The sequence below is a fragment of the Microbacterium oleivorans genome (assembly GCF_001691565.1).
In the GTDB taxonomy this organism is placed as follows: Bacteria; Actinomycetota; Actinomycetes; order Actinomycetales; family Microbacteriaceae; genus Microbacterium; species Microbacterium oleivorans_B.
This window is the reverse complement of the sequence record NZ_MAYO01000003.1, coordinates 528,669-553,877: the sequence shown is the minus strand read 5'-3', so window position 1 is coordinate 553,877 and position 25,209 is coordinate 528,669. Positions and strand designations below refer to the sequence as shown.

The 25,209-nt window shown below is 68.9% G+C and carries 22 protein-coding genes and 1 other RNA gene; 15 read left to right on the top strand and 8 right to left on the bottom strand.

Annotation, left to right across the window (positions count from 1 at the left end):
- Positions 1 to 16: 16 nt before the first annotated feature.
- A complete protein-coding gene (locus BBA86_RS05435; RefSeq protein WP_065570639.1) occupies positions 17 to 1,516 on the bottom strand; it encodes an amino acid permease in 1,500 nt (499 codons plus the stop codon).
- Between the two features lie 107 nt (positions 1,517 to 1,623).
- Here BBA86_RS05435 and BBA86_RS05430 point away from each other — a divergent pair, with 107 nt between their 5' ends.
- The 3 genes from BBA86_RS05430 to rnpB all read left to right on the top strand — a co-directional run bounded on the left by BBA86_RS05430 (position 1,624) and on the right by rnpB (position 4,468).
- Positions 1,624 to 2,355, top strand: coding sequence for a zinc ribbon domain-containing protein (locus BBA86_RS05430; protein WP_065570638.1), 732 nt, complete (start codon positions 1,624 to 1,626; stop codon positions 2,353 to 2,355).
- Complete coding sequence (locus tag BBA86_RS05425; RefSeq protein ID WP_065570637.1) at positions 2,313 to 4,076, top strand: bifunctional 3'-5' exonuclease/DNA polymerase; 1,764 nt, start codon at positions 2,313 to 2,315, stop codon at positions 4,074 to 4,076. Before BBA86_RS05430 ends, BBA86_RS05425 begins: the two co-directional genes overlap by 43 nt.
- A gap of 31 nt (positions 4,077 to 4,107) precedes the next feature.
- Positions 4,108 to 4,468: RNase P RNA component class A (gene rnpB, locus BBA86_RS05420), an RNA gene on the top strand.
- A 35-nt stretch (positions 4,469 to 4,503) separates the two neighbouring features.
- On the opposite strand, the gene BBA86_RS05415 is transcribed toward rnpB, so the two are convergent.
- Together BBA86_RS05415 and ppgK are read right to left on the bottom strand one after the other, a co-directional pair.
- Complete coding sequence (locus BBA86_RS05415) at positions 4,504 to 4,869, bottom strand: hypothetical protein (protein ID WP_065570636.1); 366 nt, start codon at positions 4,867 to 4,869, stop codon at positions 4,504 to 4,506.
- Between the two features lie 82 nt (positions 4,870 to 4,951).
- Positions 4,952 to 5,773: a polyphosphate--glucose phosphotransferase gene (gene ppgK, locus BBA86_RS05410; RefSeq protein WP_065570635.1), complete on the bottom strand. Its 822-nt coding sequence runs from the start codon at positions 5,771 to 5,773 to the stop codon at positions 4,952 to 4,954.
- A gap of 91 nt (positions 5,774 to 5,864) precedes the next feature.
- Here ppgK and BBA86_RS05405 point away from each other — a divergent pair, with 91 nt between their 5' ends.
- The 7 genes from BBA86_RS05405 to BBA86_RS05375 all read left to right on the top strand — a co-directional run bounded on the left by BBA86_RS05405 (position 5,865) and on the right by BBA86_RS05375 (position 13,106).
- A complete protein-coding gene (locus BBA86_RS05405; protein ID WP_065570634.1) occupies positions 5,865 to 6,047 on the top strand; it encodes a hypothetical protein in 183 nt (60 codons plus the stop codon).
- A gap of 77 nt (positions 6,048 to 6,124) precedes the next feature.
- Positions 6,125 to 7,462 carry a type I glutamate--ammonia ligase gene (gene glnA, locus BBA86_RS05400; protein ID WP_064002148.1) on the top strand — a complete coding sequence of 446 codons (1,338 nt, stop codon included), beginning with the start codon at positions 6,125 to 6,127 and terminating at the stop codon, positions 7,460 to 7,462.
- Between the two features lie 4 nt (positions 7,463 to 7,466).
- Complete coding sequence (locus tag BBA86_RS05395; RefSeq protein WP_065570633.1) at positions 7,467 to 10,448, top strand: bifunctional [glutamine synthetase] adenylyltransferase/[glutamine synthetase]-adenylyl-L-tyrosine phosphorylase; 2,982 nt, start codon at positions 7,467 to 7,469, stop codon at positions 10,446 to 10,448.
- Between the two features lie 31 nt (positions 10,449 to 10,479).
- Entirely contained in the window at positions 10,480 to 11,388 is a 909-nt protein-coding gene (locus BBA86_RS05390) for a DUF808 domain-containing protein (protein ID WP_065570632.1), read from the top strand.
- A 49-nt stretch (positions 11,389 to 11,437) separates the two neighbouring features.
- Positions 11,438 to 11,692: a hypothetical protein gene (locus BBA86_RS05385; RefSeq protein WP_065570631.1), complete on the top strand. Its 255-nt coding sequence runs from the start codon at positions 11,438 to 11,440 to the stop codon at positions 11,690 to 11,692.
- Between the two features lie 5 nt (positions 11,693 to 11,697).
- A complete protein-coding gene (gene glsA, locus BBA86_RS05380) occupies positions 11,698 to 12,621 on the top strand; it encodes a glutaminase A (protein WP_065570630.1) in 924 nt (307 codons plus the stop codon).
- 98 nt (positions 12,622 to 12,719) lie between these two features.
- A complete protein-coding gene (locus tag BBA86_RS05375) occupies positions 12,720 to 13,106 on the top strand; it encodes a GntR family transcriptional regulator (protein ID WP_065572189.1) in 387 nt (128 codons plus the stop codon).
- Positions 13,107 to 13,163: 57 nt separating this feature from the next.
- Here BBA86_RS05375 and glnA (BBA86_RS05370) read toward each other — a convergent pair whose 3' ends face one another.
- Positions 13,164 to 14,588, bottom strand: a complete 1,425-nt coding sequence (glnA, locus tag BBA86_RS05370; RefSeq protein WP_065570629.1) for a type I glutamate--ammonia ligase — start codon at positions 14,586 to 14,588, stop codon at positions 13,164 to 13,166.
- A gap of 131 nt (positions 14,589 to 14,719) precedes the next feature.
- Between glnA (BBA86_RS05370) and BBA86_RS05365 the strand changes: the two genes are divergently transcribed.
- Entirely contained in the window at positions 14,720 to 15,148 is a 429-nt protein-coding gene (locus BBA86_RS05365) for an RDD family protein (protein WP_065570628.1), read from the top strand.
- Between the two features lie 6 nt (positions 15,149 to 15,154).
- Here BBA86_RS05365 and BBA86_RS05360 read toward each other — a convergent pair whose 3' ends face one another.
- Positions 15,155 to 15,865, bottom strand: coding sequence for a DUF4191 domain-containing protein (locus BBA86_RS05360; RefSeq protein WP_065570627.1), 711 nt, complete (start codon positions 15,863 to 15,865; stop codon positions 15,155 to 15,157).
- Between the two features lie 117 nt (positions 15,866 to 15,982).
- Between BBA86_RS05360 and BBA86_RS14530 the strand changes: the two genes are divergently transcribed.
- Positions 15,983 to 17,290, top strand: a complete 1,308-nt coding sequence (locus BBA86_RS14530; protein WP_065570626.1) for a hypothetical protein — start codon at positions 15,983 to 15,985, stop codon at positions 17,288 to 17,290.
- A gap of 18 nt (positions 17,291 to 17,308) precedes the next feature.
- Here the strand turns inward: BBA86_RS14530 and sucB are convergent, their stop codons facing one another.
- From sucB to BBA86_RS05340, 3 genes are all read right to left on the bottom strand, one after another.
- Positions 17,309 to 19,024: a 2-oxoglutarate dehydrogenase, E2 component, dihydrolipoamide succinyltransferase gene (gene sucB / locus BBA86_RS05350; RefSeq protein WP_065570625.1), complete on the bottom strand. Its 1,716-nt coding sequence runs from the start codon at positions 19,022 to 19,024 to the stop codon at positions 17,309 to 17,311.
- Between the two features lie 63 nt (positions 19,025 to 19,087).
- Positions 19,088 to 20,458, bottom strand: coding sequence for a dihydrolipoyl dehydrogenase (lpdA, locus tag BBA86_RS05345; protein WP_065570624.1), 1,371 nt, complete (start codon positions 20,456 to 20,458; stop codon positions 19,088 to 19,090).
- Complete coding sequence (locus BBA86_RS05340) at positions 20,455 to 21,927, bottom strand: leucyl aminopeptidase (RefSeq protein ID WP_065570623.1); 1,473 nt, start codon at positions 21,925 to 21,927, stop codon at positions 20,455 to 20,457. The genes lpdA and BBA86_RS05340 overlap by 4 nt, the downstream gene beginning before the upstream one ends.
- 86 nt (positions 21,928 to 22,013) lie before the next feature.
- On the opposite strand from BBA86_RS05340, the gene BBA86_RS05335 reads away from it, so the two are divergent.
- From BBA86_RS05335 to BBA86_RS05325, 3 genes are all read left to right on the top strand, one after another.
- Positions 22,014 to 22,943 carry a proteasome assembly chaperone family protein gene (locus BBA86_RS05335; protein ID WP_065570622.1) on the top strand — a complete coding sequence of 310 codons (930 nt, stop codon included), beginning with the start codon at positions 22,014 to 22,016 and terminating at the stop codon, positions 22,941 to 22,943.
- A 225-nt stretch (positions 22,944 to 23,168) separates the two neighbouring features.
- Positions 23,169 to 24,500 carry an RNA polymerase sigma factor gene (locus BBA86_RS05330; protein ID WP_065570621.1) on the top strand — a complete coding sequence of 444 codons (1,332 nt, stop codon included), beginning with the start codon at positions 23,169 to 23,171 and terminating at the stop codon, positions 24,498 to 24,500.
- Positions 24,497 to 25,201, top strand: coding sequence for a coenzyme F420-0:L-glutamate ligase (locus BBA86_RS05325; protein ID WP_065570620.1), 705 nt, complete (start codon positions 24,497 to 24,499; stop codon positions 25,199 to 25,201). Before BBA86_RS05330 ends, BBA86_RS05325 begins: the two co-directional genes overlap by 4 nt.
- Positions 25,202 to 25,209: the final 8 nt, after the last annotated feature.

Here is a 25,209-nt window from a genome sequence, read left to right as displayed (position 1 = left end):
GCATCCGCCGTTCCGCTCAGTCCCGTCCGGCCACCGTCGGCGTCGCCGGGTCGATGTAGAGGTCTCCGCCCTTGCCGAGACGCGAGTGGCGACGCGAGTACGCGAAGTAGATCACGAAGCCGAGCGCCAGCCAGATAAGGAACCGGAGCCACGTCTCCACCGTCAGGTTGAGCATCAGGTAGACGCAGACGATCACCGACAGCGCGGGCAGCCACGGGTTCAGCGGGACGCGGAAGCCGCGCTCCAGATCCGGGCGCCGACGGCGAAGGACGATGACGCCGACCGACACGAGCACGAACGCCGACAGCGTGCCGATGTTGACCATCTCCTCGAGCACGCCGACCGGAGTGAGACCGGCGACGAGGGCGACGATGACCGTGACGATGACCGAGATGACCCACGGCGTCCGGAACCGGGGGTGCACCTTTGCGAGCCCGCGCGGGAGGAGTGCGTCGCGCGACATCGCGAAGATGATGCGGGTGGCGCCGATCATGAGGGTCAGGACGACGGTCGTGAGGCCGGCGACGGCGCCCGCGGAGATGACGGTCGCCATCCAGGTCTGCCCGTGGAACGCGAACGCATTGGCGAGCGCGGCGGCGGGGTCGAGCTTGTCGTAGGGCACCATGCCGGTGACGACGAGGGCGACGGCGCCGTAGAGCACCGTGCAGATGATCAGCGAGGCGATGATGCCGATCGGCAGGTCGCGCTGCGGGCGCTTGGTCTCCTCCGCCGTCGTCGCGACGACGTCGAACCCGATGTACGCGAAGAACACGAGGGCGGCGCCCGCAAAGATGCCGCCGACGCCGAACGCGGTCGGTTCGATGCCCGAGAAGAACTGCAGGAGGGGCTGCGTGAGTCCCGAGGCGGTCTCGCGCGGAGCTGCATCGGGCACGAAGGGGGAGTAGTTCGCGGGGTTGACGAACATCAGTCCCGCGACGATCACGAACAGGACGATGAACAGCTTCACCGCGACGAGCACGAGGTTCACCCGAAGGGACTCCCGGATGCCGACGGTGATCAGCACGCCGAGGACAACCACCAGCAGGACGGCCATCAGGTCGATCGACCCGCCGTAGCCGATCGCGGCCGGGATCGGGGCGCCGAGCTGCTCCATGAGCGATCCGAGGTAGGCGCTCCACCCCTGCGCGACGACGCTCGCGCCCAGGAACATCTCGAGGATCAGATCCCAGCCGATGATCCAGGCGAAGAGCTCGCCGAGCGACGCGTAGGAGAAGGTGTAGGCGGATCCCGACACGGGCACCGTGGAGGCGAATTCGGCGTAGCACATGGCGGCGAGCCCGCACGCGATCGCGGCCACGACGAAGCTGATGACGATCGCGGGACCCGCGACCTCGTGGGCCGCGCGTCCGGTGAGGGTGAAGATTCCCGCTCCGATGACGACACCGACCCCGAAGACCGTGAGGTCGAGGGCCGAGAGCGATTTCTTGAGCTTGAACTCGGGCTCTTCGGTGTCGGCGATCGACTGTTCGACCGTCTTGGTGCGCAGCACGCTCATGCTGTTCTCCTCCCGCGCGATTCCGGCACGCAATGTTAGTGCGTCGGTGCGTCCCGTCCGAAGCCGTGGCCCCGACGGCCGCTCACCCGCGGGGTAGGTTGGAGGACGTGAAAGCCAGCTTTACCGACCAGCGCCGCCTCCTCGATCTCGCCGACGCCGACCTCGCCGTGCGCCGTGCGGATCACGCGCGACAGAATCCGGCGCAGGCCGCGCGCGTGAAGGAGCTGCTGGCGGAGCGTGCGACCCACTCGGCCGAGCTCACCCGACGCCTCGGCGAGCGGGACGACGCGAAGGTTGAACTCGCCCGCATCCAGTCCGACGTCGCCGTCGTCGACGCCCGGACCGCGCGCGACAACGACCTGCTCGCGGCGACGTCGAGCGTCAAGGATGCCCAGGGGCTGGAGCACGAGATCGCGTCGCTCGCCAAGCGCAAGAGCGACCTGGAAGACGCGGAGCTCGAGGTCATGGAGCGTCTCGAGGCCGCCGAAGCCGCGGTCGCCGAGCAGGAGGCGCTCATCGCTTCGGTCAACGAAGAGGGGGCGCGACTGAGCGCTGAGGCCAAGGCGACCGTCGCCGAGGCGACGACGCGTCTCGAGGCCGCGACCCGAGACCGCGCCGCGATCGCCGCGTCGCTTCCCGCCGACCTCGTCGGCATGTACGACAGCCTGGCCGCTCGCGGAAACGGCGCAGGACACCTGCAGCGTCGCACGTGCGGTGGCTGCCACATGGTGCTCTCGGGCACCGACCTCAACGTCGTCCGTGCCGCGGCGGAGGAGGACGTCGTCACCTGCCCGGAGTGCGGCTGCATCCTCGTGCGCGACGAGGATTCCGGGCTCTGACCGATCCGGGCGCTTCCGCGGACCGTCCCGTCCCGTGGATCGTCGTGGGCGCCTCCGACGGGCGGATCGCCCTCGTCTCGCTCGACACCGACGGGCGAATCCTCGATCGGGTTCTCGTCGACGACCGCGGCCTCGGGGCTCGGGTTCGACGGGCCGGTGACGCGACCCGCTGGGTGTGGAGCGACACTTCGCACTGGTATCCGTCGCTGATCGCGGCGGGCGTCCGCGTCGCCCGGTGCCACGATCTCCGACTCGCGCACGCGATCCTGCGGGACAGTGCGATCGCGAACGAGCCGGACGCGCTTCGACGCGCGACGGAGTGGGATGCCGCGGCATCCGTCGCCGACGACGGCCCGACCGCACTGTTCGATCTCGATCCCGGGCCGCGCGAGGCGCCGCGCGACATCGAGGCGGCCCTTGCGGAGTTCGAGCGGCAGCGACAGGTGATCGCCACCAGCGCCTCGAGCGTGCGGCTGCTCGTCGCGGCCGAGTCCGTCGGTGCCCTCGTCGCGGCCGAGATGCACGCGGCGGGCGTGCCGTGGGACGGGCGGGTCCACGACGAGATCCTGACCGCGATGCTCGGCGAGCGGGACTCCGGAGGTCGGCCACCTGCGCGCATAGTCGCCCTGGCGGGCGAGATCCGCGGTCTTCTCGGGGATCCCGGCGCGAGTCTCGATTCGCAGCCGAAGCTCCTGCGGGCGCTCCATCGCGTCGGCGTCGCCGCGACGTCGACGAGCAAGTGGGAGCTGAAGGAGTACGACCACCCGGTCGTCGCACCGCTCCTCGAATACAAGCGGCTCATGCGGATGTATACCGCGAACGGCTGGGCGTGGCGTGACGAGTGGGCGCCGAAGGGTCGGTTCCGTCCTGTGTACGTGCCCGGCGGCGTCGTGACCGGCCGGTGGGCGTCGTCGGGCGGCGGGGCGCTGCAGCTGCCGCGGCAACTGCGACCCGCCGTCCGCGCGGACCCCGGATGGACGTTGGTGGTGGCCGACGTCGCGCAGCTCGAGCCGCGGGTCCTGGCGGCGATATCGAGGGACGCCGCCCTCGCCGACAGTGCGCGCGGGACCGACCTGTACGAGGGCATCGTCTCGCGAGGTGTGGTGAGCACGCGGTCCGAGGCGAAGTTCGCCCTGCTGGGAGCGATGTACGGGGCGACGACCGGGGACAGCGGGCGCCTCGTCCCCGCCCTCCGGCGCGCGTATCCGCGCGCGATGGGTCTCGTGGACGACGCGGCACGGGTGGGGGAGGAGGGCGGCGTCGTCTCGACCTGGCTCGGGCGGTCCAGCCCGGCTCCCTCGCCCGGATGGCGCGCGGTGCAGAGCCGAGCGGGCGACCCCGACGCGACCGAGACGGACCGCACCCAGGCCCGGCGCATCGCGCGCGACCGGGGCCGGTTCACGAGGAACTTCGTCGTGCAGGGAACCGCGGCCGAATGGGCCCTCGCGTGGCTCGGCGATCTGCGGGCGAGGCTCGCGCTGCTGCCGTTCGTCGGTGACGAGGATGCCGCACCTCTGTCGGGCGCGCTCCACTCGCGGCAGGCTCATCTCGCGTTCTTCCTTCACGACGAGGTCATCGTCCATGCGCCCGCCGCGCATGCCGAACAGGCCGCGGAGGCGGTGCGCCTCGCCGCGGATGCGGCCACCCGGCTTCTCTTCGGTGACATCCCGCTGGACTTCCGTCTCGACCTGCAGGTGCGGATTGACGCGGCGAAGGACTGACCGCCAGGGCGACTAGACTCGACCCCGCGAATGGGTCGGCTGGACGGTCGCGTGGCGCGAAAGCGCACCGAGGAACGTCCGGGCTCCACAGGGCAGGGCGGTGGGTAACACCCACCCGGAGTGATCCGCGAGACAGTGCCACAGAGAGCAGACCGCCCCGGTTCCGACCGGGGTAAGGGTGAAAGGGTGGTGTAAGAGACCACCGGGGTCGTGGTGACACGACCCGCACGGTAAACCTCGCCCGGAGCAAGGTCAGACAGGGGATGCCGACGCGGCCCGCCGAGTCCCCGGGTAGACCGCTGGAGCGGCACGGCAACGTGTCGCCGAGAGAGATGACCGTCCACGGGGTTTCGACCCCCGGACAGAACCCGGCGTACAGGCCGGCCCATTCGCCCCTCGTCGGCCGCCCGACCTCAGGCGGCCGAGCTCAGACGCTGGACGTGCTCGCCGCCGACCCGACGAGGGCGATCACCCAGAACGCCGTGGTCAGGATGCAGATCGCGAGCGTGACGTAGCCCATAATCAGTCCGGCCACGGCGTTGCCGCGCCCGACCGGGATCGTACGGCTCGCGCGCATGCCGACGTGGCCGAAGATCACCGCGAGCGCGCCCAGGGGCACCGCGAGGAAGATGACGATGAGTCCCCAGAACGGGATCGGGACGCTGATGCCGAAGAAGACGGCGAGGATGCCGAGGATGAGAGCAGCGGTCGCCGCGCCGTTGGACGGTGGCCGGACGACCTGCTGGTAGACCACCTGCTGCGGATACTGCGGCGGTTGCTGCGGATAGCTCATCGGTTCCCCCCGGATACGTCGCGTGAGTGCGCTCGAACCATATCGGCGGCGCGCCGCCCGTGTCCAACCCTCCGGGGAGGCCTCAGCGCGAGGTCGTGCCCGCCAGGTCTTCGCCCTCGTCGACCGAGGCGCCGGAGTCGTCGCCGGCCAGCGCCAACGCGGCCGCTCCGATGATGCCCGCGTTGTTGCGGTGCACCGCGGGGACGATCTCGGTCTTCAGGTCGAGCAGGGGCAGGAACTTGTCCGCGTGCTTGGAGACACCGCCGCCCACGACGAACAGGTCGGGGGTGAAGAGGAACTCGAGGTGGCTGTAGTACTGCTGCAGGCGCTCAGCCCAGGCATCCCACTCCAGCTCTTCACGTTCCATGGCCGAGTACGCCGCGAAATGCTCGAAGTCCTTCTTATGACCGGGGCGGTGCAGGTGGCCCAGCTCCGTGTTCGGAACGAGAACGCCCTTGTAGATCATCGCGGTGCCGATGCCGGTGCCGAGGGTGGTCAGCAGGACCAGCCCCTCGCGGTCTTTCGCTGCGCCGTACCGCATCTCCGCGACGCCGGCGACGTCCGCGTCGTTGGCGAAGTGGATCTGACGCCCGAGGCCCTTCTCGAAGAACGCCTCGGCCTCGAAATCGATCCAGGTGTCCGCGACGTTCGCGGCCGACAGGGTGCGGCCGTTCTTGACGATCGCGGGGAATGCCACGCCGAGAGGCACATCGGCGTCGGTGACCTCGAGCTTCTCGAGCACCTCGGTGACGGCCTTCAGCACGTCGTCGGGCTCGGCGCCCTTCGGCGTGGGGACCTTGATGCGGTCGGTGAGGAGGGTTCCTTGCGAGAGGTCGACGAGAGCACCCTTGATGCCCGTCCCTCCGATGTCGATTCCGACGGCGGTGGTGGCGGTCCCAGTCATGCCTCCGAGCCTAGTGCGCTCGCGGCACGCTGACCGTAGGTCGCGGGCCGCGGCATCCGTAGGATGAACGCCACGAGGCCGAGGAGGACCCATGAGCGACGCCGACAAGTACTGGTACAACCTGAAGACCGGCGAGGTCCAGCAGGGCTTCGAAGCGCCGTCGGCCGACCGGGCCGGGCCCTTCGATACGGCCGAGGATGCCGCCCGAGCACCCGAGATCATGCGCGAGCGCTCCCGTGTCTGGGCTGCGGAGGATGCGGCCGAAGACGACTGACCGGCGCCGCGTCGCGTCACTCGGTCGCGGCGTCGGACCGCTAGTCTGGCAGTCGGCTCGGCACCGGGAAGGATGCGATGGACAAGCAGCGTGACTTCGTTCTGAGGACGATCGAGGAACGGGGGGTCAAGTTCATCCGGTTGTGGTTCACGGACGTGACCGGAACCCTCAAGTCGGTCGCGATCGCCCCCGCCGAGGTGGAGGGCGCGTTCGCCGAGGGCCTCGGCTTCGACGGCTCCGCGATCGAGGGACTGACCCGGTCGTACGAGTCCGACCTTCTGGCCCACCCCGACCCGTCCACGTTCCAGACGTTGCCGTGGCGCGGCGAGATCGACCCGACGGCGCGCATGTTCTGCGACATCACGACGCCCGACGGGCAGCCGGCCGTCGCCGATCCTCGCAACGTGCTCAAGCGGGCGCTCGCGAAGGCGGGCGACGCGGGCTTCACGTTCTACACGCACCCCGAGATCGAGTTCTACCTGCTGAAGTCGTCGTCCTTCGGACCCGAGGGTCCCGAGCCGGTCGATTCCGCCGGTTACTTCGACAACGTCCCCGGCGGGACGGCGCACGATTTCCGTCGTCGCTCGGTGCGAATGCTCGAGGACCTCGGCATCTCGGTGGAGTTCAGCCACCACGAGGGCGGTCCCGGTCAGAACGAGATCGACCTCCGGTACGCCGATGCCCTGGCGACGGCCGACAACATCATGACGTTCCGTACGGTCGTGAAGGAGGTCGCGATCGAGCAGGGCGTCTACGCCACGTTCATGCCGAAGCCCCTCAGCGGCAAGCCGGGCAGCGGCATGCACACCCACATGTCACTGTTCGAAGGCGATATGAACGCCTTCTACGAAGAGGGCGCGCAGTACCAGCTCTCCAAGACGGGTCGACAGTTCATCGCCGGCCTCCTGCGTCACGCGAACGAGATCTCGGCGGTCACGAACCAGTTCGTGAATTCGTACAAGCGTCTCTGGGGCGGCGACGAGGCGCCCAGCTTCATCTGCTGGGGCCACAACAACCGTTCCGCGCTCGTCCGTGTGCCGATGTACAAGCCCAATAAGGGCCAGTCAACGCGGGTGGAGTACCGCGCGCTGGACTCGGCGGCGAACCCGTACCTCGCCTACGCGCTCATGCTGGCCGCCGGTCTCAAAGGCATCGAAGAGGAGTACGAGCTCCCGCCCGAGGCCGAGGACAACGTGTGGTCGTTGACGGATGCCGAGCGCCGGGCCCTCGGCTACGGTCCGCTGCCGTCGAGCCTGGACCACGCCCTCGAGTACATGGAGGAGTCCGAGCTCGTCGCCGAGACGCTGGGGGAGCAGGTGTTCAACTACGTGCTCCTGAACAAGCGTCGTGAATGGCAGGAGTACCGATCGCAGGTCACGCCCTTCGAGCTGCAGAAGAACCTCGAGATGCTCTGAGGCGATGGCCTCCATCGAGCGACGGGCGGCGCTCACCGACCTGGCCCGTGCGGGCTTCTCCGATCTCGCGGCATCGTCGGATGCCTTGGACGAGCTGAGCTCGCTGACCGGCACGGACCGCGGGGTCCTTGTGGCCGCTGCGGGGCGGGCCGCCGATCCGGACGGTGCCGTGCAGTCGTGCGTCCGCATCGCGCGACGGGATGCGGACGCCCTCACGCGGGCTCTGACGGATGCGTCGGACGTCGTCTGGTCCCTCCTCGGGGCGTCGTCGGGGCTCGCGGACTTCTTCCTGCGCCACCCCGAGGAACTCCAGCACCTCGCCGGAGCGGGGCGCATGCTCCCGTCGGCGCAGTCGATGCGCGAGACCCTCCTCGAGGCCGTCGGGGCGGATGCCGACGGTTTCGCGGCGGCATCCGATGAGTCCGCGTGGGTCGCCCTGCGCGTCCGCTACCGGCGCATCGTCGCGCTCATCGCCGCGTACGACCTGTCCGCGGACGATGCGACGGAGGTGCTGCCCGACGTCGCCGCGGCTCTCGCCGACGCCGCGGGGGCCGCGCTCGATGCGTCACTCTGCGCTGCCCGCACCCGGACCGTGTCGGGGATGTACCCGCGCGAGGAGGTCGCCGCAACGCGGCTGGCCGTCATCGCGATGGGCAAGACCGGCGCGCGCGAACTGAACTACGTGAGCGACGTCGACGTCATCTTCGTCGCCGGGGTGCAGGAGGGCGCCGACCTCGCCGAAGGACGTGCCGTCGACATCGCGACCCGCTTGGCAACCCTCACGATGCGCGGCATCTCGGACGTCGAGGTCGAACCGCCGCTGTGGGAGGTCGACCCCAACCTCCGTCCCGAGGGCAAGCAGGGCGCCCTCGTCCGCACGCTCGACTCCCACCTGTCGTACTACGCGCGGTGGGCGAAGAGCTGGGAATTCCAGGCGCTCCTGAAGGCGCGCCCGCTCTCGGGCGACCTCGAGCTCGGGGAGGCGTATTCCGCCGCGGTGCAGCCGCTCGTGTGGACCAGCAGCGCACGGGAGAACTTCGTCGACAGCGTGCAGCGGATGCGCGAACGGGTGACCGACCACATCCCGGCCGACGAGGTGGCGCGCCAGCTGAAGCTCGGTCCGGGCGGCATCCGGGACATCGAGTTCACGGTGCAGCTGCTGCAATTGGTGCACGGACTCTCCGATGAGTCCATCCGCCAGCGGAGCACCCTGCGCGCGCTCGTGGCGCTGGTCGGCGAGGGGTACATCGGACGGACGGATGCCGCCGCGTTCGGCCAGCACTACCGCACCCTCCGCGTCATGGAGCACCGACTGCAGCTCCGTCGGCTCCAGCGCACGCACCTGATGCCGACCTCCTCCGACGAGTTGCGCGTGCTCGCGCGGGCGACGGGACTGGCATCGGATGCCGCCGGCATCGGCGCCGTGTGGGAGCGCGTGAAGCTCCAGGTGCGCGAGATCCACATCCGCCTGTTCTACCGTCCGCTCCTGTCGGCGGTGGCTGCGCTGCCCGCCGATGAGCAGGGTGCGCTGTCCTCGGCGCAGGCGCACGACCGGCTGGCGGCGATCGGGTTCCGCGACCCGGCGGGCACCCTCCGCCACATCGGCGCGCTGACGAGCGGTCTGAGCCGGAAGGCGACCATCCAGCGCCACCTGATGCCGGTCATGATCCGATGGTTCGCCGATGGTGTCGATCCGGACTACGGCATGATTTCGTTCCGGCGGATCAGCGAGCGGCTCGGAGACACCCCCTGGTTCCTGCGCATGCTCCGCGACTCCTCGGGGGCGGCTGAGCGGCTGACCCACGTCCTGTCGGGCTCCCGCTACGCGGCCGACCTCATGGAGTGGATCCCCGAGGCGGTGGCGTGGCTCGATTCGTCGGAGCAGCTCAGACCGCGCTCCGGGTTCTCGCTGCAGCAGGAGGCACGCGCGATCCAAGCGCGCCACGAATCGATCAACGACGCCATGCGATCGGTTCGCGCGCTCCGTCGACGCGAGCTGCTGCGTCTCGCCCTGGGCGGGCTGCTCGGTGAACTCACCATCGCCGAACTGGCGCAGGGATTGACCTCGATCAGCGAGGTGACGATCCAGGCGACGCTGCGTGCCGTCTGGCGCGAGGTCGTGCCACCCGAGGACGACGCGCTCGACTTCGCCGTCATCGCGATGGGCCGATTCGGTGGCGCCGAACTCGGATTCGGCTCGGACGCCGACGTCATGTTCGTCTACGACGCGAACGGCGTTCCGCCGCAACGCGCACAGGAGCTCGCGCTGAAGATCGTGCAGGGCCTCCGGACGCACTCCGAGGACCAGCGGGCGCCCTTCGACCTCGATGCCGGACTCCGCCCGGAGGGGCGGAACGGGCCCATGGCCCGATCGATCGACTCCTACGCGGAGTACTACCGGCGGTGGTCCCTGTCGTGGGAGGCGCAGGCGCTCCTGCGTGCGCGCGGGGTCGCGGGCAGTGTCAGGCTGATCGAGCGGTTCATGACGCTGGCGAACGACCTCCGCTATCCGCAGAATCCGGATGCTCAGGGACTTCGAGAGATCAAGCGGATCAAAGCGCGTGTCGAGAACGAGCGGCTCCCGCAAGGCGTCGATCGGTCGCGTCATCTGAAGCTCGGCCCGGGCGGCCTCAGCGACGTCGAATGGCTCGTTCAGCTCCTCCAGCTGGAGCACGCCGCCGACGTCGAGGGTCTTCGGACGACATCGACGACTGCTGCGCTCGAGGCTGCCCGGGCGGCGGAACTGATCCCGGATGCCGCTGCCGAACGGCTGTCGCAAGCATGGTGGCTCGCGAGCCGGCTCCGGTCCGCGAACACTTTGCTCTCCGGACAGACCAGCGATGTTCTGCCGAGTGATCGCGGCAAGCTCGACGGCATCGGCAGACTTCTGGAATACGAGCCCCGTTCCGCCACACAGGTGGAGGAGGATTGGCTGCGGGCCGCGCGTCGAGCACGACGTGCCTTCGAGAACCTCTTCTACGGCTGATCGCCGAACCAGACCGAAAGGGTCACCACCTATGTCCGTTGGACTGCTGGCCGTCGTCGACGACATCCTGAGCGCCGCCCTCAAGGCCTCCTCCAAGACGGCGGGAGTCGTCATCGACGACGCCGCGGTGACGCCTCAGTACGTGCAGGGTGTGACGCCCGCACGCGAGCTCCCCATCGTCGGCAAGATCGCCCTCGGATCGCTCGTCAACAAATTCCTCATCATCATCCCCATCGCCCTGGTGCTGACCGCGTTCGCCCCGTGGGTCCTCCCGTACCTCCTCATCATCGGTGGAGCGTTCCTGTGCTTCGAAGGGGCGGAGAAGGTCCTGGAGTGGTTCGGCTTCCACCTGCACGCTGAGGAGGAGGCGGAGCGCGACGAGAAGAAGCTCGTCCTCGGCGCCGTGCGGACGGACTTGATCCTGTCGAGCGAGATCATGCTGATCTCGCTCGCCAACGTCGACGACGGCCTCGACATCTGGACGACGCTCGCCGTCCTCGCTGTCATCGCGCTCCTCATGACGGGCGTCGTCTACGGAGCCGTCGCACTGCTCGTGAAGATCGACGACATCGGGCTCAAGATGGCCAAGAGCCCGGTCAAGCGCGTCCGCCACAACGGCGCCCGGATCGTGCGCTCGATGCCGGCCGTGTTCCGGGGGATCAGCATCCTCGGCACCGTGGCGATGCTCTGGGTCGGCGGCCACCTCGTCCTCCAGAACGTCGCGGAGGCCGGGTGGCACTGGACGGCGGATTTCCTCCACGGCATCGAGCATCTGCTCGAGGCACTCGGACCGGTGATCGTCTGGTTCGGTGAGACCCTCGTGTCGGCCATCGTCGGCCTGATGATCGGTCTCGTCATCGTCGGGGTGATCTTGCTCGTCGGTCGGATGCGCGGCACCGACCGCGCGCACGCAACGGCGGAGACCCCCGGAGCCCACTGAGCCTGTCAAGGGGGCCCGACCTCGCGAACCGAGCGCGTAGCGTCCGACCATGAGCAGCCACGACGAGCACCCCACTCCCGCGACGGACACGCCTCAGTCCCAGAGCGATCAGGTCGATCAGGACACGGCGTACAGTCCCGGGAGCGAGACCGAGACCCAGCAGAAGCAGACCGAACACGTATCCGAGGACGTCGCCGGCGACGTCGACGAGTCGCAGGTGCAGGTGGCACCGGGGACGGGCGGACCTGACGACGTGGGCGAGATCGAGGTCGACCCGAAGGACATCAACCTCCCCGGCTTTTGAGCGCCGTGGCGTCGTACGACCTCGCGACGCTCGTGGAGCGGGTCCGCGGCCAATCGGGTGGTGAGGTGGATCGCAGCGTCCCCGCTCTGGCGTCTGCCGACCCGGACTTAATCGCGGTGGCTCTCGTCGGCACGGACGGGGCGATCGCGGCATCCGAGGACGCCGGCGTCCCCTTCAGCCTGCAGTCCGCCGTCAAGCCGTTCCTCTTCGCGCTGGCCCTCGCCGACACCGACGGGGCCGCTCTCGATCGCGTCGGGATCGAACCGACCGGTGAGGCGTTCGACGCGATCAAGCTGGAGAGCGGCACGGGCCGTCCGCCGAATCCGATGGTGAACGCGGGAGCGCTCCTCACGGCATCCCTCGTCGACGGCCACGATGTCGCCGGGCGCGACGAGCGGATCCTTCGGGGGCTGTCGGCCTTCGCGGGGAGGTCGCTCGAGGCCGACGAGGAGATCGCCCGGGATGAGCACCTGCTCGGTGATCGCAATCACGCGCTCGCGCATCTGATGCGGTCCGAGGGCACGTTGCGGGTCACCGCCGACGACGCGGTCGCCGTCTACGCTCGTGCGTGCGCTGTCCTCGTCGACGCCCGGGCTTTGGCGGTCATGGGGGCGACACTCGCCGGCGGAGGCCGAAACCCGGTGACGGGGGAGCGGGTGGTGCCCGCAGCGGTCGCACGCGACGTCGTATCCGTCATGGCCACATGCGGGGTCTACGACGGTTCCGGCAGATGGATGCGGAGCGTCGGCATCCCCGCGAAGTCCAGCGTTTCCGGCGCGCTCGTCCTCGCGGTGCCCGGCGTCCTGGGAGCCGCGATAATCAGTCCGCCGCTCGATGCCCGCGGGACGAGTGTGCGCGGGCACGCCGCGGCCGACATCCTCAGCGCGGACTTGGGTCTCCACGCCTTCGGTCGGCCGTCGTCGGTGTAAGGCGCCGGTGCCGCACTCTGACGCACGGGCTCCGTGCCGGGTGGTCTGTGTTGATACATTGAGTCCGCAACGAACGAGGAAGAGCGGTGATCGCCGGTATGACGAGAGGATCGAGTCGGCTCAGGATCGATGCCGCGTCGCCGGTGCCGCCGTTCGAGCAGCTACGCGCTCAGATCTTGGATCAGATGCGGGAGGGGGCGCTGCCCGCCGGTGCGCGCCTGCCGACCGTGCGGCAGCTGGCTGCCGATCTCGGCGTGGCGCCGGGGACAGTGGCGCGCGCCTACAAGGAGCTCGAGGCGGTCGGTGCGATCGAAACGCGTGGCCGCAACGGCACCCTTGTGGCGTGGTCGCCGGATGCCGGTGAGCGCCGAGTGCAGGAGCTCGCCGCACAGCTCGCGCAGGTCTCTCGCGAGAGCGCTGTGCCGGGGGACCGCGTGCGGGCGATCGTGGATGCCGCCCTTGCCCGACCGATCACCGCGGACTGACGGAAGCGGAAAGGCCCGCCGGCTGATGCCGACGGGCCTTTCGCGATCGTGCCGGGATCAGACTCCGAAGTACAGCTCGTACTCGAACGGGTGCGGGCGGGCAGCGATCGGCTTGATCTCGTTCTCGATCTTGTACTCGATCCACGTCTCGATGAGCTCGGGCGTGAACACGTTCCCACGGGTGAGGAACTCGTGGTCGGCACGCAGAGCCTCGAGCGAGTCGAGGAGCGAGTTCGGGACCTGCGGGATGTTCTTCGCTTCCTCGGGCGGCAGCTCGTACAGGTCCTTGTCGACCGGCTCGTGCGGCTCGATGCGGTTGATGATGCCGTCGAGGCCCGCCATCATCTGCGCCGCGAAGGCGAGGTAGGGGTTACCGGAGGCATCCGGAGCGCGGAACTCGATGCGCTTGGCCTTCGGGTTCGAGCCGGTGATCGGGATGCGGATCGCAGCCGAACGGTTACCTGCCGAGTAGACCAGGTTGACGGGAGCCTCGTAGCCCTTGACCAGACGCTTGTACGAGTTGATCGTCGGGTTGGTGAACGCGAGCACGGCGGGGGCGTGCGCCAAGAGGCCGCCGATGTACCAGCGAGCGGTGTCGGAGAGCCCGCCGTAGCCCTTCTCGTCGTAGAAGAGGGGCTTGCCATCGAGCCACAGCGACTGGTGGGTGTGCATGCCGGAGCCGTTGTCACCGAAGAGGGGCTTCGGCATGAAGGTCGCGACCTTGCCCCACTCCTCGCACGTGTTCTTGACGATGTACTTGAACTTCAGGATGTCGTCCGCCGAGTGCACCATGGTGTCGAAGCGGTAGTTGATCTCCTGCTGGCCGCCGGTGCCCACCTCGTGGTGCGAGCGCTCGAGCACGAAGCCGGCCTCGATCAGCTTGAGGGTGATGTCGTCGCGGAGGTCGGCCGTCTTGTCGACCGGGCTGACCGGGAAGTACCCGCCCTTGTAGGGGGTCTTGTTCGCGAGGTTGCCGCCCTCTTCCGCGCGGCCGGTGTTCCAGGCACCTTCTTCGGAATCGACGGAGTAGAAGCTCGAGTTCTGCTTCACCTCGTAGCGCACGTCATCGAAGATGTAGAACTCCGCCTCGGGGGCGAAGAACGCGGTGTCGGCGATGCCGGTCGAGGCGAGGTACTTCTCCGCCTTCTTGGCGACCTGGCGCGGGTCCTTGTGGTAGATCTCGCCGGTGCGCGGGTTGTAGATGTCGAAGATCATCACCAGCGTCTTCGCCTCGCGGAACTGGTCCACGTACGCCGTCGTGACATCCGGGATCAGCTGCATGTCGGACTCGTGGATGTTCGCGAAGCCGCGGATCGAGGAGCCGTCGAAGAGCTGGCCGACAGTGAAGAACTCCTCGTCAACGGTCGAGGCCGGGATGTTGAAGTGCTGCTGGACACCAGGGAGATCCGTGAAACGGATGTCGAGGAACTTGACGTCCTCGTCCTTGATGAACGCGAGCACCTCGGAAGAATCTTTGAACATGGAGTCTCCAAGATCGGGTGCGATGTCGACGCCCGTCGGATTAGGCGCCCTTCGAACCTATCGGGAAGCAGTTGCCCGGCAGTGTCTCCGATGTTTCGAGGATGTTACGTAGGCGCGATTACGCTGAGGAGGTGTCTTCGACTGTGCCCGACTATCCCGGCGAGCGGCTCGGCCGTCCGGCCACCGGCCGCGGCAGCATCGGCCGTCCCGGCCGCCGCATCGGCGCCCTCTTCATCGATTACGCCGCGGCGACGATCCTGGCCACGGCGTTCTTCGGGTACGACCAGTTCGCGCTGCCCGAGAAGGCCGGGTGGACGCTCTTCGCCCCGATGATCGTGTTCGCCGCCCTGCAGATCCTCTTCATCCCGACGATCGGCGGAAGCCCCGGACACCGCATCCTCGGGATGCGCGTCGAATTGGCTCGCGGGGGCTGGCCCGGCCTCTGGCGCCCGATCATTCGAACGGCGCTGCTCGTGGTCGTTCTGCCGGCCGTCATCTGGGACGCCGACCAGCGCGGTCTTCACGACAAAGTCGTGGGAACCGTCCTCGTCAGAGGCTGAGTCGGGTCACCGAGGACGCTGCGCCCGGGCACGAGCCGGGTCGATGCCCTTGGGGATCGGCAGGGACGTGACCGACTGCGACACCGAGTCGATCCGCTTGACGACGGCGGCGAGCGTGGCGCGGTCGACCGTCTTGGGCAGCGACTTGATCGTCTTGGCGAGCTTCGAGATGTGGATGTCGCCCTCGTCGTCACCGACGTAGAGCACCTCCACGTTGATCCCGGATGCCACCCGCGACACCTTCTTGCGCTCATCGTTGATGAGCCGTGTCAAGCGTCCGCGAGCGCCTTCCCCGATGATGACCACGCCGCCGCGACCGACCGCGCGGTACACGGCATCCTGCGTGCGCGGGTTGACGCCGACGGGCATCTCCGAGGTCACCCAGCTGCGGCCGAGGCCGGTCGACAGGACGTGCCCGACGGCACCCGGCATCCCGTCGAGCTTCCGGTACATGACCCGAGTCGACAACCGCGTCAACAGGATCATGGCGAGCAGGACACCCATGAGGATGCCGCTGACTCCCCAGAGGATGATGCTCCAGAGCTGCACGGGCTGCACGAGGAACCCGATCCCGATGCCGATCCCGATGCCGACGAGGACCGTGCCGGCCAGCGCCCATGGCAGCCACCGGAACTCGTTCTTGGTGAACGTGTAGAGCGAGCGGATCTGCGAGAAGAATCCAGGGCGCTTCTCAGGTGCGGTACTGCGGGATGCCATGGGATCAGCCTACCTTCGCGGCCCGTCGACTTCTTCACACCGTTCGGCGGATGCCGACCGTCCACCGTCCCCTCGCGTCGCCGCCCCGCGGGGGACGAGGTGGCTCACTGTGAGGGGATGGATCCGCTCTCACTCGAGGTCCCGCCCGCGCTCCGCGCGCTCACCACCTCCGACGCACCTTTCGCAGGCGTGCTGCGCGGCGGCGAGACGCCCGCCGTCTGGGTCGACGCCGACGATTTCGGCGCGTCGCCTGCCTGGTCGGCCGTCGACACCGACCACGTCCTCGCGCCGTTCGACTCCGCCGGCACGTCCGACGGGGCGAGAGTCATCCTTCCTCACTGTCCCCTCACGCTCGATGACGTCGTGCGGGAGTCCGCGCTGGGTGACGGTGCTCTCGTCACCGTCGCGGTCAGCGCGTTGCGCGGCGCCACCGAAGCCGACCGGCTGGGAGCGGAGTCCGGGCGCTGGTGGGTGACCACCGATGGGCGGCCGGTCCTCGCCCTCACCGGCTCGTCGAGCTGGCGACGCGACACGGTCGCTCTGCTCAGGGAGGTGGTCGCCGTCCGACGCGCGGCGGATTCGTCACCCGGCGTCCTCGATGTCGCGCTCGAGCGCGCCGCCGCCGTCATCGAAGAACCGGGCCGGCTCCGTCGCGAGACGGAGGAGATCGAGGGTGCGCTCTTCGCCTCCGCGGAGCCGGAGCCGCTTCCGACCGATCGCCGTGCGATCGCACCCGGTCCTCCGCCGCGGACACGGAAGCCGACCGCGCCGCCCCAGCCGGGCCCCTTCGCAGGGACCCTTCGAGACCTGCTCGGACGGCTGGTCGACGTCGGCGTGGCCCATCGCGTGACTGGTGCTGTCGCGTCACTGGCGTCCGCCGTCCGAGGCCGTGCCCGGCGCGTCGAGAGGAAACGTCCTGAAACGCGTCCCGCGCGCCGCAGCGTCGTCCTCGTCGCGGGCGCGGTGGCGACCGTGGTGATCGTCTGCGGCGCCCTCTGGCCGAACGGGGATGCCGAGAAGCCGGCTTCGGCCGGGATCTCGGGTTCCGAGGCGCCCGCCCCGCCGTCACCGCTGTCGTCGGTGTCAGCGTCGCCTCATGCGGCGGACGAGCTTCCCGGGGCGCAACAGCCTCCGGTGAAGAAGGATGCCGGTCCGGAAGACCTCGTCGCCGCTGCGCGCGGTGTGATTTCCGCGCTGGCGGCGTGCTCCGATGAGGTCTGCCGTTCCCGACTCTGGGAGGACGCGTCATCCGCCGGCGTCGTAGCGTCGGCCGCAGGCGACTACGCCGTCGAGGTCGTCGACGAGTACGGCGGTGCGGCCGCGGTGAAGATCGTCGGCGCGGAACTGACGCAGGTGCTCGTCATGGTGCGTGCGCAAGAGAAATGGCTGGTCCGCGAGGTGTACGACCTCGCGGACCAGCCATGACCGGTTGTGCTGGTGGCGTCAGGCGCCGAGCTGGCCCTCGAACTCCGCCGCTTCGAGGCGTGCCTTCATCGTGCTGAGGAACCGCGCTGCGTCCGCACCGTCGACGACACGGTGGTCGTACGACAGGGCGAGGTAGACGTACGAGCGGACGCTGATCGCATCCTTCCCGTCGACCGACACGACACCCGGACGCTTCACGACGACACCGGTACCGAGGATCGCTGACTGCGGCAGGAAGACGACGGGAGTGTCGAACAGAGCACCGCGCGAACCGGTGTTGGTCAGTGTGAAGGTGCCGCCGGCGAGCTCGTCGGGCTTCAGCTTGTTGTTGCGGGTGCGATCGGCGAGATCAGCGATCTCGTGAGCGATCTGAGCGATGTTCTTGTCGCCCGCGTCGCGCAGCACCGGCGTCAACAGGCCGCGCTCCGTGTCGACCGCGATGGAGAGGTTCTCGCTCGCCGGGTAGACGATCTGGTCGCCGTCGACGGTCGAGTTGATGATCGGGAATGCCTTCAGAGCCTCGGCGGCGGCCAGGGCGAAGAAAGGCAGGAACGACAGCTTGTCGCCCGTCTTCTCGAGGAACGACGCCTTCACGGAGTCGCGGTAGTTCGCGAGCTTCGTGACGTCGACCTCGACCACCGTGGTCAGCTGAGCGGTCTGCTGCATCGACTCGACGGCACGGCTGGCGAGCACCTTGCGCAGACGCGACATCGGCTGCGTCGTGCCACGCAGCGGCGACACCTCGACGGCTGCCGGAGCGGCGGGCGCGGCAGCGGGTGCGGCTCCGGTCTTCGGCGCCTCGGCGGCCTTCAGGACGTCTTCCTTGCGGATGCGTCCGCCGACACCGCTGCCGGTGATCGTCGCAAGATCGACGCCGTGCTGCTGAGCGAGCTTGCGGACGAGGGGCGTCACGTACGTGACGCCGTCCTCGGTGGGAGCGGCGTCGGCTGCCGGAGCCGGGGCCGCCTTGGGCTCCTCCGCCTTGGGCTCCTCGGCCTTGGGCTCCTCGGCCTTGGGCTCCTCGGCCTTCGGGGCCTCTGCCTTCGGAGTTTCGGGCTCGGACGCCTTCTCCTCGGCGGGCGCCGCGGGGGCCGACTCGGCGGGCGCGGCTGCGGCACCGGAGCCGACGCGAGCCAGCACGGCACCGACCTCGACGGTCTCGTCCTCCTGTACGAGGATCTCGGTCAGCGTGCCGGCGATCGGCGAGGGGATCTCGGTGTCGACCTTGTCGGTCGAGATCTCGAGCAGCGGCTCGTCGACGGCCACATCGTCGCCGACCTGCTTCAGCCAGCGGGTGACGGTGCCCTCGGTCACGCTCTCACCCAGTTCGGGGAGGACGACGTCCTTGGCATCACCGGACGATGCGGGTGCGGAGGATGCCGGTGCGGACTCGGCGGGCGCCTCGTCCTGCGCAGGCGCCTCGGCGGCGGGCTCTTCGGGGGCGGAGGCCTCGGCGGGCGCGGACTCCTCGGGAGCCGACTCAGCGGGAGCGGACGAGCCGTCGCCGATCTTCGCGAGAACGGCTCCGATCTCGACCGTCTCGTCCTCGTCGACGAGGATCTCCTCGATCACGCCGCTGACGGGCGAGGGGATTTCGGTGTCGACCTTGTCGGTCGAGATCTCGAGGAGACCTTCGTCGGCCTGGACCGAATCACCGACCTTCTTGAGCCAGCGGGTGACCGTTCCCTCAGTGACGCTCTCACCGAGCGCGGGGAGGACCACGGATGTGCTCATGACTGTGTCTCCTTCAAGAAAAAGCGATGTGCTCTCTAGCTTAGTGTCGCGAGTGCGACGGGGTCAGATGGTATGGAGGGGCTTGCCCGCAAGGGCGAGGAACGCTTCCCCGAGCGCTTCGCTCTGGGTGGGGTGCGCGTGGACGAAGGGAGCGATGTCCTCGGGGTGCGCTTCCCACCCGATCGCGAGCTGCCCCTCCGTGATGAGTTCGCCAACGCGATCGCCCACAAGGTGCACGCCCACGACGGGCCCGTCCGTGATCCGGACGACCTTGGCGAACCCGGCGGTTCCGATGATCTCGCTCTTCGCGTTGCCCGCGAGGTTGAACTCGAACGCGGTGACCCGGTCGCCGTGCTCAGCCCGGGCCTGCTCTTCGGTCAGCCCGACCGAGGCGACCTCGGGATGCGAGTAGGAGACACGCGGGATCGTCGACTCCGGCACGGGGACGGGTGAGAGCCCGGCGATCCGCTCCGCGACGAAGATGCCCTGCTGGAAGCTGCGGTGGGCGAGCTGCAGACCGGGGACGATGTCCCCGACGGCCCAGACGTGCGGAACCGTCGTCTGCAGGCCGGAGTCGACGGTCACGAAGCCGCGATCGAGCGATACGCCGGCTTCAGCCAAGCCGAGCCCGTCCGTGACCGGCCCACGGCCGACGGCGACGAGGACGTAGTCGGCGTCCACGACCCGGCCGTCCGAGAGCGTCACCGAGACGCCGTCGTCTCGCGCGGTGACGCCCTCGCACCGTGTCGACAGGGCGGATTGGATGCCGCGCTTGCGGTACGCGCGCTCGAGGGCCTTGCTCGAGGCTGCTTCCTCTGCGGGGAGAAGCCGATCCAGGGCCTCGACGATCAGGACCTCGGTGCCGAGCGAACGCCAGGCGCTGGCGAACTCCACGCCGATCACGCCGCCCCCGAGGATGACGACCGACGACGGGACCTCGTCGAGCGTGAGCGCGGTCTCGCTCGTGAGGACGCGTCCGCCAGGCTCGATCCCGGGGAGGGATCGCGTCCGAGAGCCCGTGGCCAGGATCACGTCCGCACCGGCGTACTGGTCGTCGCCCACCAGGATCGTCCGCTCGGCGCTCAGACGCCCTTCACCGGCCACGACGGTGATCCCGCGGGTCGACAGGAGGCTCTGCAGGCCGCGGTACTTCTTCGCGACGATTCCCTCGCGATACGCGGTCATACGCGAGGTGTCGAAACCCGCCAGCGTCGCGTCGACGCCCACGGACGCGGCCTCGCGCACGTGATCGGCGATCTCGGCGGTGTGCAGCAGCGCCTTCGTCGGGACACACCCGCGGTGCAGACAGGTCCCGCCGACCTTGTCCTTCTCGATGAGCGCGACGGTCCGACCGAGCTCGCTGGCTCGGATCGCGGCCGCGTAGCCGCCGCTACCGCCGCCGAGGACGACCAGATCGAACTCGTGGCGCGTCATCGCGATTCCGCCTCGAGGAAGGCGAGGAGCGAGCGCACCGTCGCCGCAGTCGGTCCCTTGTCCGTCGGCCCGAACGGCGACGCCTTGTTCTCGCCGCTGCCGGCGATATCGAGGTGGACCCAGGGGATGCGGGGAGCATCGGCATCCTCCGACGTCCGTCCGACGAACCGGCGAAGGAAGAGCCCTGCGAACATCGTGCCGCCCGCAGGATCGCCGACCTTGGCATTGCGCATGTCGGCGATGGGGGAGTCGAGCTCATCCTCCATGTGCTCGGGAAGGGGAAGCTGCCAGGCCGCTTCCCCGACGGATGCGGCCGCCTCGAGATAACGCGCCACCGTGTCGTCGTCCCCCATGACGCCGGTGTGGCGGTTGCCGAGAGCGACGATGACGGCACCGGTCAGTGTCGCGACGTCGATGATGACGTCGGGCCGGGTGCGGCTCGCGGCGACGAGACCGTCGGCCATGACGAGGCGACCCTCGGCATCCGTGTTGAGCACCTCGACGGTCGTCCCGTCGAGCATTCGGAGAACGTCGCCCGGGCGGGTTGCGCGCCCCGAGGGCATGTTGTCGGCGATGCAGAGCCAGGCGGTGACCCCGACGGGCAACCCGCGCTGCGCGGCGGCGCGCACCACTGCGAGTGCCGTCGCCGCACCGGCCATGTCGAACTTCATGCCCACCATGGATGCCGGTGGCTTCAGCGACAGCCCGCCGGTGTCGAACGTGATGCCCTTGCCGACGATCGCGACGTGCCGGGTGGCATCGACGGGGGAGTAAGTGAGGCGCACCAGGCGAGGTGGGCGGTCCGACCCCTGGCCGACCCCGAGGATGCCCCCGAAGCCCTGCGAAGCGAGCTCCGACTCGTCGAGGACCTCGACGTCGACGGGGAGGCCTGCGACGGCCTCGATCGCGCGCTCGGCGAGATCGGCGGGTCCGAGCCACTCGGCGGGGACGTTGACCAGGTCCTTGACGAGTGCCGCAGCGGAGCCGGCGATGTCGACGGCGCGCAGGTCCGTCGCGTCGACATCGGTGGCGAGATGGAGGCTCACGCGGACAGCGCGCGTCTTGCCCGGGTCGCCCGACTTGTACCCCTCGAAGCGGTACCCGCCGAGGACGGCGCCCTCGGCAGCGGCACGCCAGTGCTCCTCCGCGTGGGGAACCGCGACGGCGAGATGCGCGAACCCGGTCGTCGTGCGGACGGCGGCACCGACGGCATCCCGGATCGCGTCGGCCGACGGCGCTGCTCCCGTCCCGACGACGAACAGCGGGAGATCTGTGGATGCCGGCGCGAAGACGCGCACCGTGGTGCCTGCGGCGCCGGTGTAACCCACACCGCGCAGCACGTCCGCGACACCGGGCCAGCCGGTGAGGACCGACGTGGCCTCGTCCAACGGCGGGAGGGCCAGGACGATCGCGTCGGCGCCGCCGTCGCGTGCAGGAGAGGTGGACACGGTCAGCTCGGGGTACGGCATGCCTCCCATCCTATGGAGGGCGGCGTTCGCTCAGAGCGGGACGCTGGGCGCGCCGACCCCTTGAGGGCTGCTTCTACAGTGGATACATGCCACTGTCTGGTCCCCTCTACGAGCGCATCACGACCGCTCCGCCCGTCCCGGCGGGTCTGCCACTGGTCGTCGCGTTGACCGGCTTCACGGATGCCGGGTCCGCAGTCACGCGCGTCGTCGACCACCTGCACGCGGAGCACGACCCGCAGCCCGTGGTCACGTTCAACCCGGACGTCCTCTTCGACTATCGCGCTCGTCGTCCGATCATCACGTTCGACGGCGACCACCTCACGGACTACCAGGCACCCCGGCTCGACCTCGCGCTCGTGCACGATGCTCTCGGCCAGCCGTTCGTCCTCCTCTCCGGCTACGAGCCGGACTTCGCGTGGGAAGCCTTCGTCGACACGGTGGTGGGTCTCGCCGAGGGTCTCCAGGTCCGTTCGGCCACGTGGTTCCATGCCATCCCGATGCCCGTACCCCACACCCGTCCCCTCGGTACGACGGTGAGCGGAAACCGGAGCGAACTGACCGAGGCGCATTCGGTCTGGAAGCCGCGCACGCAGGTGCCCTCCACCGCCGGCCACCTTCTCGAGTACCGGTTGTCGGATGCCGGCGTCTCGGTGGCGGGCTTCGCGCTTCTCATCCCGCACTACCTCGCGGAGACCGATTTCCCCGCCGCCGCCATCGCCGCCCTCGACAGCGTGTCGATCGCCACGGGCCTCGTCTTCGACGGCGACACCCTGCGCGACGAGAACCGGGAGTACCTCGAGAAGGTCGACGACCAGGTGTCGACGAGCGACGAGCTGACCACCATGCTCCACAACCTCGAGACGCGCTACGACGCGTACATGGCTGGAGCGACGCAGGCGCAGCCGATCATCCACACGGGCGATCTGCCGTCGGCCGACGAACTGGCCGCCGAACTCGAGCGATTCCTCGCCAACAGGCCCTCGGGCGACGACGACCGTCGGCCCGGTCTCGGCTGACGCGTCGCTCCGCTCCCTCGTCCCGATCGTGTTCGCGGGGGAATGCCCATACGGTTTTCGGTGTTGACACCGGTACGTCCTTCATGCATCCGACACGTGTGAGAGAATGGACGAAATGACCCGTTGTCCGGGCCCGAGGAGCGTCATCGTGCGTGTCCGCGGGACTTGACAAGGGTCTTACTAGTGTCCGAAACCCGGCGGAGTGCCGTCGGTGAAAGGCGAGACGTGACTTCGAGCACGAGGACCACCCGTACACGAGCGGCAGAAGAGGTCGACGAAGCTGACGTCGTCGAGCCCGCCGAGACCGAGACCCCCGCCAAGAAGGCTCCGGCCAAGAAGGCACCCGCGAAGAAGGCCCCGGCGAAGAAGCCGGCCGCGACGAAGGCGTCCCCGGCGAAGTCCCGCGCCAAGAAGTCCGCCGATGAGGACGAAGACGAGGACGGCGAAGCGGAGGAGGTCGAGCTCGACGCGACCGACGACGCATCCGACGACGACGCCAAGAAGGACGCCGACAAGCCCGAAGGCGACGACGAGGACGAACCCGCCAAGCCGGCCTTCACCGAGCCGCTGCCGACGGGTGCGATCGTCATCTCGTCTTCGGACGACGACGAGGTCCCGGTCTACTCGACGCAGATCACCGGCGCGACCGCCGACCCGGTCAAGGATTACCTGAAGCAGATCGGCAAGGTCCCGCTCCTCAACGCCGCCGAAGAAGTCGAGCTGGCGATGCGGATCGAGGCCGGCCTCTTCGCCGAAGAGAAGCTCTCTCACATGACGGCGGCCGAGAAGTCGTCGCAGCTCGGTCTCGACCTGCAGTGGGTCGCCCGTGACGGACAGCGTGCGAAGAGCCACCTGCTCGGCGCCAACCTCCGTCTCGTGGTCTCGCTGGCCAAGCGCTACACCGGTCGCGGCATGCAGTTCCTGGACCTCATCCAGGAGGGCAACCTCGGTCTCATCCGCGCCGTGGAGAAGTTCGACTACACCAAGGGCTTCAAGTTCTCGACCTACGCCACATGGTGGATCCGACAGGCCATCACGCGCGCCATGGCGGACCAGGCGCGGACGATCCGCATCCCGGTCCACATGGTCGAGGTCATCAACAAGCTCGCCCGCGTGCAGCGTCAGATGCTCCAGGACCTGGGCCGCGAGCCCACGCCCGAGGAGCTCAGCCGCGAGCTCGACATGACCCCCGAGAAGGTCATCGAGGTCCAGAAGTACGGCCGCGAGCCCATCTCGCTCCACACCCCCCTGGGTGAGGACGGCGACAGCGAGTTCGGCGACCTCATCGAGGACACCGAGGCGGTCGTCCCCGCCGACGCCGTCGGATTCACGATGCTCCAGCGTCAGCTCGAGTCCCTTCTCGACTCGCTCAGCGAGCGCGAGGCGGGCGTGATCCGGATGCGCTTCGGTCTCGGCGACGGTCAGCCCAAGACGCTCGACCAGATCGGCGACACGTTCGGGGTGACGCGTGAGCGGATCCGCCAGATCGAGTCCAAGACGATGGCGAAGCTGCGGCACCCGTCGCGGTCGCAGTCGCTCCGGGACTACCTCGAATGAGCGACGCCGCGAACGAGGGCAAGGAGCTCACGCGAGCGGTCGACGGCGCGACGTACGCCCGGATCCCCATCCGGACTCACGTCGTCATGCCGGGCGAGGACATCGACGAGATCGTCGCGACCTACGCCGCTCCGGAGCTCCAGCCCGGTGACCTGCTCTTCGTGACCGAGAAGATCGTGGCGATCACGCAGGGGCGCTCGTACCTCGTCGAGGACATCACGCCCAGGCCGCTCGCACGGTTCCTGTCGCGCTACGTCGTCAAGACGAAGTACGGCATCGGCCTCGGCATGCCCGAGACGATGGAGATGGCGCTCCGCGAGTGCGGGACCCCTCGCATCGTGTTCGCGGCGGGTGTCGCGGCCGTGACGAAGCTCTTCGGACGCCGTGGTGATTTCTACCGGATCGCCGGCGACAAGGCGCGCTCGATCGACGGCCCCACGCCGCACACCATCCCGCCGTACAACAAGGCGGTCGTGCTCGGTCCGAAGGAGCCGGCTGCCGTGGCGGCACGACTGAAGACCCGTCTCGGCGGGTCGTACGAGGTCGCCGTCGTCGATATCAACGACATCGGCGGCAACATCCTCGGGTCGACGCTCGACAAAGCGGGGGAGCAGCGGCTCGTCCGCATCCTCTCGGACAATCCGCTCGGCCAGGGGCACCAGTCCACCCCGCTCGGCATCATCCGCGCGTCGAAGGGCTGATAGTGGGC